Source organism: Serratia proteamaculans (assembly GCF_013337185.1).
GTDB lineage: Bacteria > Pseudomonadota > Gammaproteobacteria > Enterobacterales > Enterobacteriaceae > Serratia > Serratia proteamaculans_D.
In genome coordinates this window covers 1,466,294-1,485,161 of sequence record NZ_SWDE01000001.1, presented here as the reverse complement: position 1 = coordinate 1,485,161, position 18,868 = coordinate 1,466,294, and the positions used below count along the sequence as shown (strand labels likewise).

The following is an 18,868-nucleotide window of genomic DNA, read 5'->3' as shown; positions in this document are numbered from 1 at the left end:
ATGCCCGGCCCTGGTTTAAACCTCGTAGTCTGGTTCTGGTACCAACAACGGGGTGATTTTTACCTTCAAAATACGGTGGCTACTGACTTCCAGCGGTTCAAACAGGTAGTCACCGATCCGCAACTGCTCGCCTTCCTGAGGAATGCGCTGGCTGTGCTCCATCAGCAGGCCGGCCAACGTGTGATACTCACGCTTGTCTTCCAGTGGTAATGGCAGATACAACACCAAATCCTCCAGCGGCATATAGCCGTTGGCGGTCCAGCTTCCGTCATCATTTTGCACGATGTCATGCCGGGCATCGACTTCCTCTCCGGCTTCCGGCAGGTTGCCTGCAATGGTTTCCATCACATCGGTCAGCGTGACTATCCCTTCAACCGAGCCGAATTCGTCTACGACAAAGGCAAAATGCGTCTGTGCCTGGCGAAATTGTTCCAGGGCGCTCAGCAGGGTCAACTGCTCGGGGAAAATCAGCGGCTGCAGCACCAACGCGCGTAAATCGAGCGGCTCCTGGGCTAACTGCTGCTTCAGCACGTCAATGGTATGGATGACACCGAGAGGTTCATCGCTGGCGCTGTTTTCCACCACCACAATGCGCGTATGCTGATTTTTTTCCAGTAATTGGGTCAGCTTATCCTGCGGATCATTCAGCTCGAGGTATTCCACATCATGGCGGGAGGTCATGATGCTGCTTACCGTACGCTGCGCCATACCCAACACGCGCTCTATCATATGGCGTTCCTGTTGGTTGAAAATTTCGCCGCTTTCATTGCCGCTATCGGCCAACAGGTTGGCGGATTGGTTGTCGATTTCCGCTTCTTCATGCTTGCCGCTCAACATGCGCAGCACGGCTTCTGCGGTGCGCTCGCGCAGTGGTCGTGCTGTCGAGAGGAAACGGCGGCGGTTGAACTGCGATAGCTGGTTCAGGGCTTCGATCATCACTGAGAAACCAATGGCAGCGTACAGATAACCTTTCGGAATGTGGTAGCCAAAGCCTTCGGCAACCAGGCTGAAACCGATCATCAGCAGGAAGCTCAGACACAGGATGACAATCGTCGGGTGGGCATTGACGAAGCGTGTTAGCGGTTTACTGGCCAGCAACATCAATCCGATAGCGATACAAACCGCAAGCATCATGACTGCCAGGTGATCGACCATGCCGACGGCGGTGATCACCGAGTCGAGCGAGAAGACCGCATCCAGCACCACGATTTGTGCCACCACTGGCCAGAAGCGGGCGCCTTTGCGCTGGCCCTGTTGCTCTTCATCTTTGCCTTCCAGCCGTTCGTTAAGCTCCATGGTGGCTTTGAACAGCAGGAAGATACCCCCAACCAGCATTATCAGATCGCGGCCGCTGAAGGGATGTCCGCCGGCAAAAAACAACGGTTGAGTCAGTGTCGCCAACCATGAGATGGAGGCCAATAACGCCAGACGCATCAGCAACGCCAGCAATAAACCCACAACACGGGCTTTATCTCTTTGATGCTTTGGTAATTTTTCCGCCAGGATGGCGATAAAGATAAGGTTGTCTATACCCAGCACGATTTCCAGCACGACCAGAGTGGCCAGGCCGGCCCAAATTGTTGGATCTGCGATCCATTCCATACGCCCAATTTCACCTGTAAGTTCGACGGCTTATGCCGCAAACGAATGATGGGTGTTGAGCCAGGAAAATTCAACATTAAAACTGGGGGGACTTGCCTGCGAAATGAAAAAACCAAGCAAAATGAATGCATAAAAATTCATCCATGCGGGAGAGGATCAGAATGTGACACAAGGAGAAATGGGGAATTTTCTGAAAAGGAAGTCAGTTTTTGGAATATGGGGGTAGACGTTTGTTGATAAAAGCAGCGTAAATATAATTTTTAAAAATCAAGCCATTATGGATTTCATTGACTGCTACACTTTGCTGAGTCTACCCCTGTGGGTAGTCTTATTCTGAAAAGGGTACCCAATGGGTATCTTAGGCTTGTATCGATAGGGCAATAGTATAAGAATCTTAGCCATATAAACATTTACAAGTATCATCGTTTGGTTATAAGGACGTATTTATTTTGTTTCATTTGTGATCTAACTATCGATTAACAAAAGAGTACGTCCCTCGATTTACATTAAAACGTGACTGAACCTGGTCGCCTATAGAGAACGATGACAGTACATTGGTAGCTGAAAGCCAAGGGCGGTAGCGTGTCTCAACTATCCCGTTTCCGACTTCATGAGCGGCTTGGTTCAGCTACGTAATAATTATTGAATGTGGATGAAAAACATGCAAAAAAGATTGAAGGCTGTCATTCCCGTAGCAGGCCTGGGAACTCGTATGTTGCCGGCGACAAAAGCCATCCCTAAAGAAATGTTGCCGGTGGTCGATAAGCCACTGATCCAATACATCGTTAATGAATGTGTTGCCGCTGGGATTAAAGATATTGTTCTGGTAACTCACTCTTCCAAAAATGCTATTGAGAACCACTTCGATACCTCTTTTGAGCTTGAAGCGGTACTGGAATCACGGGTCAAACGCCAGTTGCTGGAAGAAGTGCAGAGTATTTGTCCTTCAGATGTGACAGTAATGCAAGTACGTCAGGGACAAGCGAAAGGTCTGGGCCACGCGGTTCTGTGCGCCAAGCCGATGGTCGGCGAAGATCCTTTTGTGGTGTTGTTACCTGATGTGTTGCTGGATGACTCAACTGCCGATTTGCGTAAAGAAAACCTGGCCAAAATGATTCAACGTTTCACTGATACCGGTTTTAGCCAGATCATGGTGGAACCGGTACCGGAACAGGATGTTTCGAAATACGGCGTCGTTGATTGTGGTGGTGCGGCGTTGTCAGCAGGTGAGAGTACTCCAATGACCGCCGTGGTGGAAAAACCGGCCCTGGAGGATGCACCTTCAAATCTGGCGGTGGTTGGCCGTTATGTTTTGTCTGCTGACATTTGGCCGCTGCTGGAAAAAACCTTACCGGGTGCCGGCGATGAAATTCAGTTGACCGATGCCATTGCTGCCTTGATGGGGCAGGAAACCGTAGAGGCTTTTCATATGAGCGGAAAATCGCATGACTGCGGCGATAAGTTGGGTTATATGAAGGCATTCGTACAATACGGACTGCGTCACGCCTCCGAAGGCGAAGATTTTACCCAGTGGCTAAAACAAACGCTTAACAGCAAGTAAGAGTTACGGCTGAGAAGACGATCATAAGATATCAAGAGGATTACCATGACCAAGTTAAAAGCTGTCATTCCCGTTGCAGGTCTGGGTATGCGTATGCTGCCTGCAACCAAGGCTATTCCAAAGGAAATGTTGCCGATCGTTGATAAGCCGTTGATTCAATACATAGTTAATGAGTGCGTTGCTGCTGGGATCAAAGAGATCATCCTGGTGACGCATTCATCCAAGAATGCAATCGAAAACCATTTTGATACCTCCTTCGAGTTGGAAGCGATGCTTGAAGCGCGCGTAAAGCGCCAGTTGCTTGATGAAGTGCAATCTATTTGCCCAAAAGGCGTAACGCTAATGCATATTCGTCAGGGGCAGCCAAAGGGTTTGGGGCATGCGGTGCTTTGTGCCAAGCCGCTGGTAGGGGACTCACCTTTTGTAGTTCTGTTGCCGGATGTCTTGCTTGACGACGCCAAAGCCGACCTGAAGAAAGACAACCTGCCGCATATGATTACTCGCTTTGAACAGACCGGCTTGAGCCAGGTGCTGGTTCAGGCTGCGGATGAGCATGTTTTACACGACTACTCGGTGGTTGAATGTGAAGCCAACAAGCTGCAGCCTGGTGAAAGCTCGCGGATGACTTCTATCATAGAAAAACCGGGCCATGAAGTTCCGTTGAAGTCTAATTATTCTGCGGTTGGGCGCTATGTTCTCTCAGCTGATATTTGGCCGATTTTAGAGAAAACCGAGCCGGGCGTATGGGGGCGAATTCAGCTGACAGATGCCATTGCCGAGTTGTTGAAGCACAAACCGGTTGAAGCGACAGAGTTGGTTGGGGAATCGTTCAACTGTGGGGAGAAGATGGGTTACTTGCGTGCGTTTGTTACTTATGGGCTACGTCACCCCACCCAAGGCAAGGCATTTCGCGAGTGGGCAGAAAAATTGTCACTCTAGGATCTATGCGATATTTGGTTACCTGGCAGCGAGTTCAGTCTCTGCCAGGGCAATTTGCCACACCCATTGAATCTTAGGTAATTTCGCTGTTTCATTTTTTATATTAGTATACATTCTATTACAGGCTGTCTTACCGTTTGGCCTTCGCGGTTTTTCTTTGTGAATCAGGTTGTAAAATCTCAGCAACTTTCTGTTTTATAAGGGTAATTGCCGTTAACGCTTGTAGGAAGTCGCCAGTGTGAGCATAAGCTGAATACTTTACTTCGTTAATAATAATATCTTTGTATTCATCAACAGCAGATAAACGTTAAAGATTTATTGCAACAGGTTTTCCTCCGTTTCAGGACGGGAACATAAACCGAGGCATTTTGGTAAGGTTACAGAGACGCAGCCATGGTCGGCTAGCATTGTAGCTTTGCAGATACATTTACTTTGAAAGTGATGATAATTTGATGGCAAAACGACAATTGAAAATGATACCGCTGTTGATCTCCATCAGCGTAATCAGTGGTTGTACCGTGTTTCCTGGAACCCACCTTTCTACAAGCGGCAAAGACGTTGTAAAGCAGGAAGATGCGGACTTTGATATTGACAAAATGGTCAATATTTACCCAATGACACCCAAGCTGCTGGACAAGTTGCGCCCAGCAAAAGTAGTAGCGCAAACCAATGGCCAGTTGGATGCTTCTCTGCGTACCTATGAATACCGGATCGGTGTGGGTGATGTGCTTAACGTCACCGTTTGGGATCACCCTGAACTGACCACCCCTGCTGGGCAATATCGCAGTGCCAGTGATACTGGCAACTGGGTCCATTCGGATGGCACTATTTTCTATCCTTACATCGGTAAGGTGAACGTGGTAGGCAAAACGGTGACCCAAATTCGCGATCAGATCGCTTCCCGCTTGGCTCAATATATTGAGAGCCCGCAGGTTGATGTCAATATCGCCGCTTTCCGTTCCCAAAAAGCCTATGTAACAGGCGAAGTGTCTAAATCAGGCCAACAAGCAATTACCAACGTACCTCTGACGGTGATGGACGCTATCAATGCCGCAGGTGGTCTGACGGAGAATGCAGACTGGCGCAACATTGTGTTGACGCACAATGGCAAAGAGTCGAGCTTGTCGCTGCAACAACTGATGCAGAATGGCGATTTGACTCAGAACCGTCTGCTTTACCCGGGTGACATTCTTTACGTGCCGCGCAATGACGACCTGAAAGTGTTTGTCATGGGTGAAGTCAGAACGCCGGCGACACTGAAGATGGACCGCAGCGGCATGACTTTGACAGAGGCTTTGGGTAATACCCAGGGGATCAGTCAGGCGGCGGCAGATGCGACAGGCGTCTTCGTTATTCGCCCTCTGCATGGTACGCAGGGTGACAAGCTGGCAAACATTTATCAGCTCAACATGGCGGATGCGACAGCCTTGGTGATGGGGGCGGAATTCCACCTGCAACCTTATGATATTGTTTATGTTACAGCCGCGCCGATCGCCCGTTGGAACCGTCTGATCGTTCAATTGGCACCTACCATTGATAGTTTCAACAATCTCACGGAAGGCGCATTGCGTGTTCGTAATTGGCCGTAGAGGAGTAGGTAATGTTTGATTCTATTCTGGTTGTTTGTGTAGGTAATATCTGCCGTTCTCCAACGGCAGAACGTTTGCTGAAACAGCATCTGCCAGAGAAAGAGATCGCCTCTGCCGGGATTAGCGCATTAGTTGGCAACCCTGCGGACAAAAGCGCTATTGCCATTGCGGAAAAACACCATTTGTCGCTAGAACATCATGAGGCGAGGCAACTGACGAAAGAAATGTGCCGGGAATATTCGCTGATTCTGGTGATGGAAAAAGGCCATATCGATGCGGTTTGTCGGTTAGTGCCGGAAGTCAGAGGGAAGACGATGCTTTTTGCTCACTGGCTGGGGCAAAAAGAAGTGCCCGATCCTTACAAAAAAAGCGCAGAAGCGTTTGAGTTTGTTTACCGCCTTCTTGATGATGCTGCCCAAAAATGGGCGCAGGCATTAAATCGTTAACCAGAGATTCCAATGACTGATAATACGAAACCAGGCTTATCAACGGCCAATAATAATGACGAGATCGATCTAAGTCGCTTGCTTGGGACTTTACTGGACCACCGGTGGCTGATTATCGGTGTGACAGCGTTATTCTCTGTCGCCGGTATCATTTATTCACTGTTCGCGACGCCAGTCTACCAAGCTGACGCTTTGGTTCAGGTTGAACAAAACGTCGGCAATTCACTGGTCAATGATTTATCCCAGATGTTACCTAGCGGCCAACCGGGCTCCGCGACGGAAATCGAGCTAATCCAATCGCGGATGGTAACGGGAAAAACCGTTGATGATTTGAATCTTGACACAGTGGTTCAGCAGAAATTTTTCCCAGTGTTTGGCCGTGGCTGGGCGCGTTTAACCGGAGTTGAGCCAGGACGCATCGCATTGTCCCGGCTTAACGTTCCGTCAAACGCGGATGACATTGAGCTTGAACTGAAAGTCATTGATGATAAGAACTATGTGCTAAGTAAAAACGGCACGGAAATTATCAAAGGGAAGGTCGGTGAGTTAGCCAGCGCCCATGGGGTGGCTTTATTGGTTAGCGAAATCTCGGCTGAACCTGGCACCGTATTTGAAGTGGCTAAACTGCAGCGTTTGGTTGCCACCAACAATTTGCTGGATGCTTTAACTGTTGAGGATAAAGGCAAGGATACCGGAGTCTTGGCTCTGAGTTTGATTGGCGATGATCCGATTCTGGTGCGTAAAATCCTGGATGGCATCAGTAAAAACTACCTGTTGCAAAACGTTGAGCGCAAGTCAGAGGAAGCGGCTAAAAGCCTGGACTTCCTGAAAGAGCAATTGCCGGAGGTGCGTAGCTCATTAGACAGTGCTGAGGAGAAACTCAATCGTTTCCGCCAGGCCAACGACTCCGTAGATTTGTCACTCGAGGCCAAATCGGTATTGGATACCATTGTTGGCGTTGAAGCTCAGTTGAATGAACTGACTTTCAAGGAAGCGGAGATCTCCAAGCTTTATACTAAAGAGCACCCTGCATATCGGGCGCTTATGGAGAAACGCGTCACGTTACAACAGGAAAAGGACAAGCTGAACAAACGTGTCAGTGGCATGCCAAAGACTCAGCAGGAAATTTTACGTTTAACCCGTGATGTCCAGGCTGGGCAAGAAATTTACATGCAATTGCTGAACAAGCAGCAAGAGCTGGGCATCACCAAGGCTAGTACTGTAGGCAACGTACGTATTGTTGATCCGGCAGTCACTCAACCACGTCCGGTTAAACCGCAAAAAACAATTATCGTCTTGATTGTTACCCTGTTGGGTGGTCTGTTCTCTACCGGATTTGTCTTGCTGAAAACCATGCTTCATCGTGGCATCGAAAGCCCGGAGCAGTTGGAACAGCAGGGTATCAACGTTTATGCCAGCATTCCGTTATCTGAATGGCAACAGAAAAGCGACCGTGAAACGATGCTATCCGGTAAGCGCAGCAGTACTAAAAGCTACACACTGCTTGCTGTGGGTAACCCAGCGGATCTGGCTATCGAAGCGGTCAGAAGCTTGCGTACCAGTTTGCATTTCGCTTCTTTGGAAGCCAAAAATAACGTTCTTATGATTTCGGGCGCTAGCCCAAGTATTGGTAAGACGTTTGTCAGTATTAACCTTGCTGCTGTTATTGCTCAGGCGGGCCAGCGTATTTTGGTAGTTGATGCCGATATGCGTAAAGGTTATGCCCATTCATTGTTGAATTGTGAGTTGGGTTTAGGTCTGTCCGATGTGCTTTCTGGACAGGCAACGGCGCAACAGGCGATCAAAAAAACTTCGATTGAGAATCTGAGCTTTATATCACGTGGTAAAATTCCACCAAATCCTTCAGAACTGCTGATGCATAATCGTCTGTCGGAGTTCCTTGAGTGGGCAGGTAAGGAATATGACATCGTCCTGGTCGATACTCCGCCAATATTGGCAGTGACAGATGCTGCAATTGTGGCGCGTAATGTGGGGACCACTTTATTGGTGGCGCGTTACGGTGTTAACTCACTGAAAGAGATTGAAGTAAGTATCCGCCGCTTCGAGCAAAATGGCATGGAAATTAAGGGTATTATCCTTAATGCCGTAGAACATAAATCCGGTAGCGCTTACGGCTACTACGCGTACGAATATAAATAAATCCCCTTCCTTACGTAAAATAGAGGCTCCTTATTCTTTAGGAGCCTCTAGTTCCGTTCAATAAATTATAGATTCCAATTTCGGAGATATCAGATGAGTAATCTTGCAATTATTCCGGCAAGGGGTGGGTCGAAAGGGATCCCTAAGAAAAATATTAAAGAAATTGCAGGTAAACCTTTAATTGCCTGGAGTATTGAGCAGGCTCTGAATTCATCACAAATTGATCGTGTTATTGTTACAACCGACTGTGAGGATATCGCTGCAGTTGCCAGAGAGTATGGTGCTGAAGTTCCCTTTATGCGTCCGGCTCACTTGGCAGTAGATACTGCGGCCACTGAACCTGCTTTGTTGCACACTTTAGAGTGGTTGGCGGAGCATGAGAACTATAAACCTGAATTTACTGTTCTGCTGCAGGCAACCTCACCAGTTCGTAAAGACGATGCGATTGATGTAGCGATCAAAAAGATTATTGATAAAAAAGCTGATTCATTATTGAGTGTCTGCGAATTTTGGCATTTCCTTTGGGAAAATGAAGATGATCCGAAAGCTTATTATGATTATTTAAACCGTCCACGGCGCCAAGATATTAAGCCGGAAAATATTAAGCTGAAAGAAAATGGTTCAATCTACGTAACTAAAAGCGAAATTCTTTTGAGCACCGGAAATCGTCTTGGCGGAAAAGTTGTTGCGCATAAGATGTCAGAAGAAGAAAGCTTTGAGATTGATACCATGCTCGATTGGGCGGTTGTTGAAGTGATTTTGCAGAATTGGAATGGGAGATAATTAATGTTAATTCAGAAAAAAATATCCGATTTTTTGGTGTTTGAAACAGAAACAATCATCAAAGCATTGGAAAAAATCAACTCAAACAAAAAACGCATTATTTTCGTTGTAACTGAAGACGGTAAGTTATGCGGTTCCTTCTCAGATGGCGACTTCCGTCGTTGGATCACCAGTGGTGATTTCGACCTGAGTCGTGAAATGTCTGAAGTTATGAACCAGAACGTGCGCTATAAAAAAGTTGACGCGCCTCGTCCTGAAATTGAAGCATTGTTCACTAACGGCGTTGATGTTCTGCCTCTGGTTGATGACTATCGCCGTCTGGTCGCTGTTGCGTTGCAAAGTGAAAAAGGGCTGACCATTGGTAAGCACACTATCACCGATACATCGCCGAGCTATATCATTGCGGAAATTGGTAATAACCATAACGGCGACATCAAACTGGCTAAGCACTTGGTTGATCTGGCTGTTGATGCCGGTGCGGATTGTGTCAAATTCCAAATGCGTGATCTGAGTTCATTGTATAAAGGCGGCAACGACAAAGATAAGTCTGCCGATCTGGGTGCGCAATATACCATTGATTTGCTGAGAAAATTCCAGCTCTCCAATGAAGAACTTATCGAAGTGTTCGATTACTGCAAAACCAAGGGTCTGACACCGCTGTGTACGCCATGGGATCTCAAGAGCCTTGAGATTTTGGAAGAGTACGGTATGGAAGGTTATAAAGTTGCTTCTGCAGACTTTACCAACCACGAAATGCTGGGTGCATTGGCTGCTACCGGCAAGCCGTTGATTTGTTCCACCGGTATGTGCAGCGAAGCAGAAATCAAAAGCTCGGTTGAGTTCTTGAAATCCAAAGGCGCTGAGTTTGTGATCCTTCATTGCAACTCAACCTACCCTACGCCATTCAAAGATGTGAACCTGGCTTATATCAAACGACTGCAGCAAGTGACCGGTTGCCTGGTTGGCTATTCAGGCCATGAACGTGGGATCTCTATACCCATTGCCGTAGCTGCACTGGGTGCACGCGTTATCGAGAAGCATTTCACCATTGATAAATCCATGGAAGGCAATGACCACAAGGTTTCACTGTTGCCACCAGAATTTAAAGAGATGGTTGTGCGTATTCGTGAAGTTGAAGAATCCATGGGTCAGGCTGGTGAGCGTGCCATCACTCAGGGTGAAATGATCAACCGTGAAACGCTGGCAAAAAGTTTGATCATCAATCGTGACCTGAAAAAGGGTGAAATCATCACCCGCGATATGATTGAAGTGAAAAGTCCTGGCCAGGGTTTACAACCTCTGTACATGGAACAGTTAGTCGGTAAAAAAGCCAACCGAGATCTTGAAACCGGTGGTTATTTCTACGAGTCAGATCTTAACGATGTGGCGATTGAAGCCAAAGATTATGATTTTGACCGTCCATTTGGTATTCCAGTTCGTTACCACGACTACAGTAAGCTGAAAAATAAATCCAACCTGGACTTTGTTGAGTTCCACCTGAGCTATCAGGACATGGAACTGGATCTGACCGAGTTCTTCACCGGTACTGAAGATATTGGCTTTGCAGTACATAGCCCAGAACTGTTTGCCAACGACCATATTCTGGATCTGGCAACCGAAGACCCGGCGTATCTGGCCCATTCGATCGCACAATTGCAGCGTGTTTGTGATGTGACCCGTGCGCTTAAGCAATATTTCCCGAAAACCGAACGTCCGGTTATCGTGGTTAACGCCGGTGGATTCAACACCACAGGTTTCTTGCCTAAAGAAGCTCGCAAGGCAATGTATGAACGCATTGGTACTACGTTAGGCGAGATTAATCAGGAAGGTGTGGAAATTATTATCCAGACCATGCCGCCATTCCCATGGCACTTTGGTGGTCAGAGTTACCATAACCTGTTTGTTGATCCGGATGAGATTAAAGCATTCTGCGAAAAATATAACTATCGTATTTGCTACGATACTTCTCACTCAATGATGGCCTGCAACTACTATCAATGGGACCTTCATGAGTTTACCCAGAAGGTTGGTGCTTACACTGCGCACATGCACGTTGTTGATGCTTTGGGCGTTGATGGCGAAGGCGTTCAGATTGGTAAAGGTGATGTGAACTTTGACGAGCTTGCTGATGATCTACAGCGGTACGCTCCTGGTGCGATGTTCATTCCTGAAGTCTGGCAAGGCCATAAAAATCAGGGAGAGGGATTCTGGCACGCACTTAACTTCCTGGAAAAGTATCTGTAAATGAGCAAAGTCATTATGGGCGCTGCGGCCTTGTCGATAGGGGATATTCTCGGCAAGGTCATAGGCTTCATCATACTGCCTTATTTAACAGCACACCTTGGCGCGTCGGGATACGGCGCGCTAACTCTATATTTGTCCGTTATTCAGATGCTGATCATTTTTATTTCGTTTAGTGGTCAGGGTCTGTTACCGGTCAAATACATGCAAGAGGGGGAAGGGAGTTCCCTGGTGTTCCGCAGAGATAACATCACGCTGGCGATAGCTTCGAGTGTACTGTTAGTGGCAATATTCTATATTGTTACATTAGTCGCGAATATATCAGTAAGTTTCAGTGATGGTTTCCTGGTCGTTCTGGCGTCTTTGGCACAAGCGCTTAACTTTATTAACCTGTCGCATCTGCGTATCAGTCAGACTTACAAGGTCGCTGCGATTGGACAATTTCTACTTTCTGCATTTAACGTTCTGTTTACGATCGCTCTTTTCGAAATGATTGCGGCTACTCCAGGACAGCGTTTGATAGCCATCGCGGCTTCATTTTTCAGTATTCAACTAGCGTATGAGTTTTTTGTTTATAAGAGAATCAAAGGTGAACGTGTTGTACTTGAACCGGTTCGCAAACGTTATAAAGAAATTATCAGTTATGGCGTTTCGCTGCTGCCGCACCATGGCAGTTACTGGATAAAATCATCGATAGATCGATTTTTCATTGCACATTACATGAGCACTGCAGTAGTCGGGGTTTACGGCCTGGCATTTCAGCTTACTTCTATAGTGATGTTGTTCTTCGGTGTAATTAATCAGGCGTTTCAGCCATTCATTTATAGAAAATTGAAAGAAAAAGACTTTAGAGGTGTTGAGCTAATTCAATATGGCTATACAGGTCTGGTGATTGTTGCCTGTATTATTTATTTCTTTATTATGCCATTTGCTTTCCCTTACTTGTTTAAAGCTGAGTTTAATCGCGCCATCTATTACTTTAATATATTGCTGCCCGGCACGGCATTTCTTTCTATATATTATATTTTTACGCATTCTCTTTTTTATTATCGTAAAAATAAAATGATCTCAATTATAACCATGGGTTCAATGGTTACGCATTTAGTTGGTATTTTTATCATTACCATGACGACGATAAAGGTAGAGTATTTCTGTTTCGTCTATGCCGTATCCAGTCTTTTTGCCTGCGTGGCGACCTTTATTTATGGTAAGCGTCAAATTAGCATTGAGAGGAAAAGATGATAGCAAGTTTGAAACGATGGCTGCGCAGTATACGTAAGCAACGTTATCGCTCTAAAGTTATCAATACTGCAGCGAAATGTGGTCGCGAACCAAAGGTTAATTTTTTGACCATTGTTAATAATAAAACAATGCTTGGCAACAACTTCAATTCTAATGGATTGACCGTTGTAGGAAAGGGTGGCGTTGTCATTGGTGATAATTTCCACTGCGGTTTTGGCTGTGTAATAATCACAGAGAATCATAATCATAACGGCACTGCTATTCCGTATGATCATACTTATGTAATTAAAGATACTCATATTGGAGATAACGTCTGGTTGGGTATTAATGTGATTATCCTACCCGGAGTTACCGTAGGTGAAGGTGCAATTATTCAGGCCGGTAGCGTTGTTGTAAAAGATATTCAACCTTATGCTATTGCGGGTGGACACCCGGCTACGCCATTCTCACAGCGCAATGTCGAGCATTATTTGCAGCTTAAAGCTGAAGGTAAGTTCCACTGAGTAGTGCTTGGAAGTTTGCATCAGCAGCCATAACCGGATATCAGAAATATGAGTAAGCACATTGCGTATATAGAGTCACCATTGCAGGCTTTTAACCTGATCGAGTATTTAGATGTTAAGAACATCACTCTCGATTTACTGATCGTGAATAAACGTTCGGCCAACTCAGCATTGAATCATGGCCAGATCGTGTATTTATTGAAGATGATCAGACACAAGGCGTTGAAAACAATTGATGTCGAAGGGTACTTAGGTAAAGTGCTCGATATCAGGAAGGAATTAAAGAGCGTTAAGTCAGACGTCAGCGCGAAAGAGAATGTGACATTGATCGCAGGTGAATACCGCGCAAGAGTATTCTGGATGTTGGCCAACAAGTTCCCTAAAAGAAATATTGTCTTGTTGGATGACGGTACGGCTACACTCCGGATTAAACGTTCTAATAACGTTACTGTAAGAGATATCGCCAAGTCTATTTTTCTTAAGTCTTTAGGTATGGCCAATAATGAGCGAGAGAAAATTACCTTTTTCTCGGTATACAACATTGAAAACAATATCGCTCAACAAGACAGAATAGTTAAACATAATTATCAGAATTTCAAACTGAAGTTGGCTGCCCTGCCGCAGGGAGATAATAAGGTATTCATTATCGGAACGCCGCTTTACGAAGCTGGGGTGACTTCAGTTGATGATATAGAACTAACGTTGAAAATGATCGACGACCTGAAATTGAATCAAGAAGGCGTTGAGTTAGTATATATTCCACATCGACGCGAGCGGGAAGAGAAAATCGATGCTATTAGACAGCATGTTGAGGTTAGACGTCTCGACTTCCCATTTGAGGTTTATCCCATAGTTATGGGCGAGAATGTAGCCTCAATAGCTGGTTTTTATTCTTCGTTATATGACAACCTGATTAAAATCTATGATGAAAAAATAAAAATAACGGCTTATGTTCTTGATAAAAAAGTGCTGTCACCGGAGTGGGTAGGATTCGTTGACGCAATCTATAAAAATTATGAGACTTATGAGAGTGCAGATATCACTCTGATTAAAGATAAATTTTGATTTTATAAAATTCCCTGTGGTGGTCAACAAATGAAGATTGCTTTAATAAATACACTTTATGCTCCCTACAAAATTGGTGGCGCAGAGGTATCCGTACAAATGCTGGCTGAAAGCCTGCAGAGTGCTGGTCATCAGGTGCGTGTATTTTGTCTTCATGAAGGTGATGAAATTAAACATGATTCACTAAATGGTGTAAGCATTGTGTACTTCCCATTAAAGAATCTGTATTGGCCGTTTCAAAAGCAGGTGGCCGGCAAGCTGAAAAAAGCAGTCTGGCATTTGCTTGACTCATACAACCCATTTATGGCGAGTTTGGTACGTGCTGAATTGAAAGCTTTTTCTCCTGATGTGGTACACACCAACAACCTGAGTGGTTTTTCTGTTGCAGTGTGGCGAGTGGCTAAAAAGCTTGGTGCACGAGTGGTTCACACGACTCGTGATTATTACTTATTCCATCCTAATGGGACTTTATTTAAACATGGGATGAATATGGATGTAAAAAGCCGAGCTGTGATCATTACCTCATATTTCAAGAAAAAAGCCAGTCAGCACGTTGATGCTTTCGTTGGCATCAGTAAGTATATTTCAGCTTTACACAAAGATAATGGGTTTGCTTGCCATGCACAGCATACTTATATCTATAACCCAGTTGCCGCTATAGCATTTTCTGCAACTGCGAGTGAAAAGGTTAGAATTGGTTTTGTCGGTCGTTTGACTGAGGATAAGGGATTTGACGAATTCTGTCTGCTGGCCAGGCAAGGCATTCAGGATCCTCAGGTAGAGTTTTATGCTGCGGGTAGATTTAATAACGATATTTCTGGTGAGCGGATGAAGGCTCTGGCGATTGAGGCCGGGGTCAATTTACTCGGGTTTATCAAGATTGAAGATTTTATGGCACAGGTCGATGCGGTAGTGCTACCAACACGTTGGAATGAACCCTTTGGCCGTGCGGTTGCGGAATCGGCTATCTCTGGTAAGGTTGTGTATACTACCTTCAGCGGTGGTGTTACCGAAATTGCTGCTTTTTATGATAATATTTTCGAATTGAAAGATTTTTCTGTCTCAGGGGCGGTAAAGGCCGTTCGAGAAAATAATAATAAGCTGCAGAGCTCGTTTTTTGAGAGTGAAAAAATAGCCAGCAGTTACGAAAGTGTGTACAGAGGACAATAATGAGAGTATCGACAAAATCGCTGGTTGTTTTCCTGTTATTAATGTATATGACATTGCTGTCATTGAATGGGATTGTGACTGTCGTTGCGTACATGTCGACCAGGGCACTTTTGCTGTATAAAGATTTCTTTGCCATGGCCGTCCCCGTCTTTGTGTTGATTCTGCTTTTTGCTCGAAACCCACGCGTGTCCGCTCAGTGCCGGAGTATATTGATTTTATTTTTGTCGATGGTCGTATTTTCATTAGTGTTTATCCTTTTGAGTATGCTATCAGGCCGATTCGACTTTTTCCGCGCCATAGTGCAATTCCGTTTAGAATTGTTGACCTTTGGTTCATTTTTCTTTGCTGCCGTTTTACTCCTGTTTGAATATGATGAGCGGGTTGAGATTGTCACAAAGGTTATCAAGTACTATATAATTTTTGCCGTATTAAATGCGCTCTTTGCTGTTGCGGAATCCAGTCTGGCTGGGTTGTTGTACGCGGTTATTGGTTTTGACCCAGGCCCGCAGTTGACGCAGTTTGGTAAAGAATATGGGCTGTTGTTGCGTACAATTCAGGGACAGCTTCGTGCTTTCGGCCTGCTTACCGGTCCATTTAGCTTAAGTGAATATCTTTTCTTTGCGTTAGTACTGACGCCTTTCGTTAGCGCAAAACATCGGAAAAAATACATATTACTTATTGTTGTTGGAATCGCGTTTTCTACGTCTAAAACAGCCATAATCATGGCGCTTCTGTATATTATGTTCCTGATCTCTCGACGCTTCTTCTCACAGCGTTTTAGTTTGAACATTGTAACAATGGTGACAATGGTCTTGTCGTTGTTTTTCTACGTCACAACAACGAATTACAGTATTTATGAGATGATATTCCCTAAGGAAAATGCCTACGCAGAGAATAGCATTTTGCTTAGAACGGTGAACATCGAGGCGGTACGTGCTGACAGCGGTTACTCGCCTTTTATCGGTGCGGGTTATGCAGTGAATGGTAATGCCGTCGTCGGCGATGATAATACCAACTCTATCCCCTTGGATAGTATGTATATCTATATGCTTTCTAATTACGGAAATTTGGGTATTATTTTCTTGGTTATTGTGGCGTCGTTAATTCTCGGTATTCTTTACCAGCGTACTCGGCGTGGACTTAATCCCAGTGTATATTTGTATTGGATGATATCACTGTCGATGAATTTCGTTTACAACAACCCACTAACAAACTATCCAGGGTACATATTCCCGATAATAATATCGATTTTGTTACTATCGGTCAGAAAACCTGAGGGTAGTATTGCCAAGAGATCGGAAAAGACTCTTGGCCGTGTTCACCTATCACATTGACACGGATATTATTTGAATGGCATGAGGTAGATAATGATTTATGTCAATGCGCGATTTTTAACGCAGGACTTAACGGGCGTTCAGCGGTTTGCTCAAGAGATCAGCTTAGCATTAAGTAAAATTAGGGATGATGTCGTTTTCCTCTCCCCAGGAAATATTATACACGCTGAAGTTGCCTCTCAGTTGAATGTTAAGATTATAGGTAATAAAAGTGGCCATCTATGGGAGCAATTAGAGTTACCCTCCTTTTTGCGTAAGCAGGGAAGCCCTTTGTTGATAAACCTATGTAATACGGCTCCCGTTTTTTATAGTAATAAATTCGTTACTCACCATGATGTTATTTATAAACACTATCCGCAAAGTTATTCTGCGAAATTTCGTTTTGTTTATAATAACTTTGTTCCTTTGATGCTACGTTCAAGCAAAGCTTTGTTGACGGTTAGCGAGTTCTCAAAAAAGGAACTTCATGCAGCATTCAACTATCCATTAAATAATATTCATGTAATAAATAATGCTGTTGCTAGCCAGTTTCAACCTGAGTTACAGGAGGCTAGTGAAGCGAAACCTTATCTGTTGGCTGTTTCTTCACCAAATTATCATAAAAATTTCCATGGCCTGGTTAGCGCATTCACGCAAATGAGAAACAACCAAGAAGTTGTGTTGAAAATTATTGGCTCCGCGAATAAAAACTTTGCAGGTGTGAATTTTTCTCCAGATGCAATGCTGGCTGATAATATAGAGTTTGTTGGCCGTGTGAGCGATGAAAGCCTTGTTGAATTGTATTCTAATGCCAGAGCCTTTGTTTTTCCTTCACTATATGAAGGGTTTGGCATTCCACCGTTGGAGGCTCAGGCTTGCGGTTGCGCGGTTGTTTCATCCAATAAGGCCTCTCTGCCCGAGGTACTGGCGGATAGCGTGCTGTACTTTGACCCGGAAAATATTCCTGAAATGAAGCATGCACTAGAGCGGATTGTTCAAGATGATGCACTGCGCCAGAGTTTAATTACTAAGGGTTTTGAGAATGTAAGGCGTTTCGATTGGATGCGTTCTGCTGAAAACTTGAATAAAATCATTATGAGAGCTGCTCAATGAAAAAAAAAGTGTTGCATGTTGCCGAAACGGTGAAGGGTGGAGTCGCAACAGTTATCAGGCAACTCGTTCAGCCAAATGATGAATTTGATTTTTATTGTTTGTTACCGGATAGCCAGAGCGGAGAAATAGGTGTTTTCCCTGAAAGTAAGTTGAAGAAATTCTCCCGTACGGGAAGAAATATTCCTTCATTTATTTCATTGGCGATAAATTATATTCGAGTGGTTCGCAAAGAAAAACCGGAAGTTATCCATATTCACAGTACCTTTGCCGGTGTGATCTGTCGATTGCTTACTCCTCTGATAAGAATGACGTGCAAACCCAAAATAATTTATTGCCCGCACGCATTTTCATTTTTGATGGATACCTCCGAAAAGAAAAAGAAAATATATATTCGCATAGAAAAGTTTTTACAAAAAAATACTGATGTGATCATTTGCACTAGTGAGTATGAGAAGAAAATTGCTCTTGATGTGGGGATGGATTCAGCTAATTTAACCGTGGTTTATAATGGGGTAGAACCCCCAATGCCCGCCGCTGACTATACTACTCCTTATTCGTCAGATAAGATTAATATATTATTCGTGGGGCGATTTGACTATCAAAAAGGTTTTGATCTGGTTACAGATATTGCCTCAAAGTTAGACGATAAATTTTTAATAACTGTCATTGGTGGTAATGTTCATTCAAAAGAACAGCCACCACAGCATGCGCGAATTAATTATAAAGGCTGGTTGTCCTCTTCTGAAATAGCCCCTTATTTTGCTCATTCTGACGTTTTGTTAATGCCGAGTCGCTGGGAGTCATTTGGTCTGGTTGCCGTTGAAGCAGAGAGTTATGGTTTACCTGTAGTTGCCAGTAGGTGCAGCTCTTTGCCAGAAGTCGTCAGTGAAGGGGTTACGGGTTACCTGTTTACGACCAATAATGTCGATGAAGCTGTGGATATACTAAGCACGCGCGGTAAAGAAGATTGGGCGTCGATGAAAGTGTCCTGTATAGATTTTTATTGCGCCAATTTCACTTCTGAAAAAATGGTCTCAAATACTTACCATCTATACAGATGATATTCTCTGGGGATTATCATCTGTAGTTAATGTTCTTTATTTCTGTGTTCTATTGTTAATTCACGCTAAATTCCTATTTG

At 44.7% G+C, this 18,868-nt stretch carries 15 protein-coding genes; 14 read left to right on the top strand and 1 reads right to left on the bottom strand.

The window, feature by feature from the left end; translation table 11 throughout:
- Positions 1–15 precede the first annotated feature (15 nt).
- Entirely contained in the window at positions 16–1,602 is a 1,587-nt protein-coding gene (locus FCL49_RS06910; protein WP_174352938.1) for a TerC family protein, read from the bottom strand.
- A gap of 661 nt (positions 1,603–2,263) precedes the next feature.
- Here FCL49_RS06910 and galU point away from each other — a divergent pair.
- The 14 genes from galU to FCL49_RS06840 all read left to right on the top strand — a co-directional run bounded on the left by galU (position 2,264) and on the right by FCL49_RS06840 (position 18,788).
- The gene (gene galU / locus FCL49_RS06905; RefSeq protein ID WP_174353479.1) at positions 2,264–3,163 is read left to right on the top strand and encodes a UTP--glucose-1-phosphate uridylyltransferase GalU; all 900 of its coding nucleotides are present in this window, start codon (positions 2,264–2,266) and stop codon (positions 3,161–3,163) included.
- Positions 3,164–3,208: 45 nt separating this feature from the next.
- A complete protein-coding gene (locus tag FCL49_RS06900) occupies positions 3,209–4,102 on the top strand; it encodes a sugar phosphate nucleotidyltransferase (RefSeq protein WP_174352937.1) in 894 nt (297 codons plus the stop codon).
- 452 nt (positions 4,103–4,554) lie between these two features.
- Positions 4,555–5,691, top strand: coding sequence for a polysaccharide export protein (locus tag FCL49_RS06895; protein ID WP_174352936.1), 1,137 nt, complete (start codon positions 4,555–4,557; stop codon positions 5,689–5,691).
- A gap of 11 nt (positions 5,692–5,702) precedes the next feature.
- The gene (locus tag FCL49_RS06890) at positions 5,703–6,137 is read left to right on the top strand and encodes a protein tyrosine phosphatase (protein WP_112362372.1); all 435 of its coding nucleotides are present in this window, start codon (positions 5,703–5,705) and stop codon (positions 6,135–6,137) included.
- Positions 6,138–6,149: 12 nt separating this feature from the next.
- The gene (wzc, locus tag FCL49_RS06885; protein ID WP_174352935.1) at positions 6,150–8,297 is read left to right on the top strand and encodes a tyrosine-protein kinase Wzc; all 2,148 of its coding nucleotides are present in this window, start codon (positions 6,150–6,152) and stop codon (positions 8,295–8,297) included.
- A gap of 93 nt (positions 8,298–8,390) precedes the next feature.
- Positions 8,391–9,080 (top strand): acylneuraminate cytidylyltransferase family protein, encoded by a 690-nt coding sequence (locus FCL49_RS06880; RefSeq protein WP_174352934.1) that lies wholly within the window; start codon positions 8,391–8,393, stop codon positions 9,078–9,080.
- Positions 9,081–9,083: 3 nt separating this feature from the next.
- Entirely contained in the window at positions 9,084–11,324 is a 2,241-nt protein-coding gene (locus FCL49_RS06875; RefSeq protein WP_174352933.1) for an N-acetylneuraminate synthase family protein, read from the top strand.
- Positions 11,325–12,563 carry a lipopolysaccharide biosynthesis protein gene (locus tag FCL49_RS06870; RefSeq protein WP_174352932.1) on the top strand — a complete coding sequence of 413 codons (1,239 nt, stop codon included), beginning with the start codon at positions 11,325–11,327 and terminating at the stop codon, positions 12,561–12,563. It abuts the gene before it with no gap.
- Positions 12,560–13,066 carry an acyltransferase gene (locus FCL49_RS06865; RefSeq protein ID WP_174352931.1) on the top strand — a complete coding sequence of 169 codons (507 nt, stop codon included), beginning with the start codon at positions 12,560–12,562 and terminating at the stop codon, positions 13,064–13,066. Before FCL49_RS06870 ends, FCL49_RS06865 begins: the two co-directional genes overlap by 4 nt.
- 48 nt (positions 13,067–13,114) lie before the next feature.
- Positions 13,115–14,131 (top strand): polysialyltransferase family glycosyltransferase, encoded by a 1,017-nt coding sequence (locus FCL49_RS06860; protein WP_174352930.1) that lies wholly within the window; start codon positions 13,115–13,117, stop codon positions 14,129–14,131.
- Between the two features lie 30 nt (positions 14,132–14,161).
- Positions 14,162–15,301 carry a glycosyltransferase family 4 protein gene (locus FCL49_RS06855; RefSeq protein ID WP_174352929.1) on the top strand — a complete coding sequence of 380 codons (1,140 nt, stop codon included), beginning with the start codon at positions 14,162–14,164 and terminating at the stop codon, positions 15,299–15,301.
- A complete protein-coding gene (locus FCL49_RS06850; RefSeq protein ID WP_174352928.1) occupies positions 15,301–16,635 on the top strand; it encodes a hypothetical protein in 1,335 nt (444 codons plus the stop codon). The genes FCL49_RS06855 and FCL49_RS06850 overlap by 1 nt, the downstream gene beginning before the upstream one ends.
- A gap of 33 nt (positions 16,636–16,668) precedes the next feature.
- Positions 16,669–17,727, top strand: coding sequence for a glycosyltransferase family 4 protein (locus tag FCL49_RS06845; RefSeq protein WP_174352927.1), 1,059 nt, complete (start codon positions 16,669–16,671; stop codon positions 17,725–17,727).
- Positions 17,724–18,788, top strand: coding sequence for a glycosyltransferase (locus FCL49_RS06840; protein ID WP_174352926.1), 1,065 nt, complete (start codon positions 17,724–17,726; stop codon positions 18,786–18,788). The genes FCL49_RS06845 and FCL49_RS06840 overlap by 4 nt, the downstream gene beginning before the upstream one ends.
- Positions 18,789–18,868: the final 80 nt, after the last annotated feature.

What these genes read in the sequence shown, in the direction of transcription:
- FCL49_RS06860 (WP_174352930.1), top strand. Translation starts at nt 13,115, where the DNA reads ATGAGTAAGCACATTGCGTATATAGAGTCACCATTGCAGGCTTTTAAC.
- wzc (WP_174352935.1), top strand. Translation starts at nt 6,150, where the DNA reads ATGACTGATAATACGAAACCAGGCTTATCAACGGCCAATAATAATGAC.
- FCL49_RS06855 (WP_174352929.1), top strand. Translation starts at nt 14,162, where the DNA reads ATGAAGATTGCTTTAATAAATACACTTTATGCTCCCTACAAAATTGGT.
- FCL49_RS06865 (WP_174352931.1), top strand. Translation starts at nt 12,560, where the DNA reads ATGATAGCAAGTTTGAAACGATGGCTGCGCAGTATACGTAAGCAACGT.
- galU (WP_174353479.1), top strand. Translation starts at nt 2,264, where the DNA reads ATGCAAAAAAGATTGAAGGCTGTCATTCCCGTAGCAGGCCTGGGAACT.
- FCL49_RS06850 (WP_174352928.1), top strand. Translation starts at nt 15,301, where the DNA reads ATGAGAGTATCGACAAAATCGCTGGTTGTTTTCCTGTTATTAATGTAT.
- FCL49_RS06875 (WP_174352933.1), top strand. Translation starts at nt 9,084, where the DNA reads ATGTTAATTCAGAAAAAAATATCCGATTTTTTGGTGTTTGAAACAGAA.
- FCL49_RS06890 (WP_112362372.1), top strand. Translation starts at nt 5,703, where the DNA reads ATGTTTGATTCTATTCTGGTTGTTTGTGTAGGTAATATCTGCCGTTCT.
- FCL49_RS06895 (WP_174352936.1), top strand. Translation starts at nt 4,555, where the DNA reads ATGGCAAAACGACAATTGAAAATGATACCGCTGTTGATCTCCATCAGC.
- FCL49_RS06900 (WP_174352937.1), top strand. Translation starts at nt 3,209, where the DNA reads ATGACCAAGTTAAAAGCTGTCATTCCCGTTGCAGGTCTGGGTATGCGT.
- FCL49_RS06840 (WP_174352926.1), top strand. Translation starts at nt 17,724, where the DNA reads ATGAAAAAAAAAGTGTTGCATGTTGCCGAAACGGTGAAGGGTGGAGTC.
- FCL49_RS06880 (WP_174352934.1), top strand. Translation starts at nt 8,391, where the DNA reads ATGAGTAATCTTGCAATTATTCCGGCAAGGGGTGGGTCGAAAGGGATC.
- FCL49_RS06910 (WP_174352938.1), bottom strand. Translation starts at nt 1,602, where the DNA reads ATGGAATGGATCGCAGATCCAACAATTTGGGCCGGCCTGGCCACTCTG.
- FCL49_RS06845 (WP_174352927.1), top strand. Translation starts at nt 16,669, where the DNA reads ATGATTTATGTCAATGCGCGATTTTTAACGCAGGACTTAACGGGCGTT.
- FCL49_RS06870 (WP_174352932.1), top strand. Translation starts at nt 11,325, where the DNA reads ATGAGCAAAGTCATTATGGGCGCTGCGGCCTTGTCGATAGGGGATATT.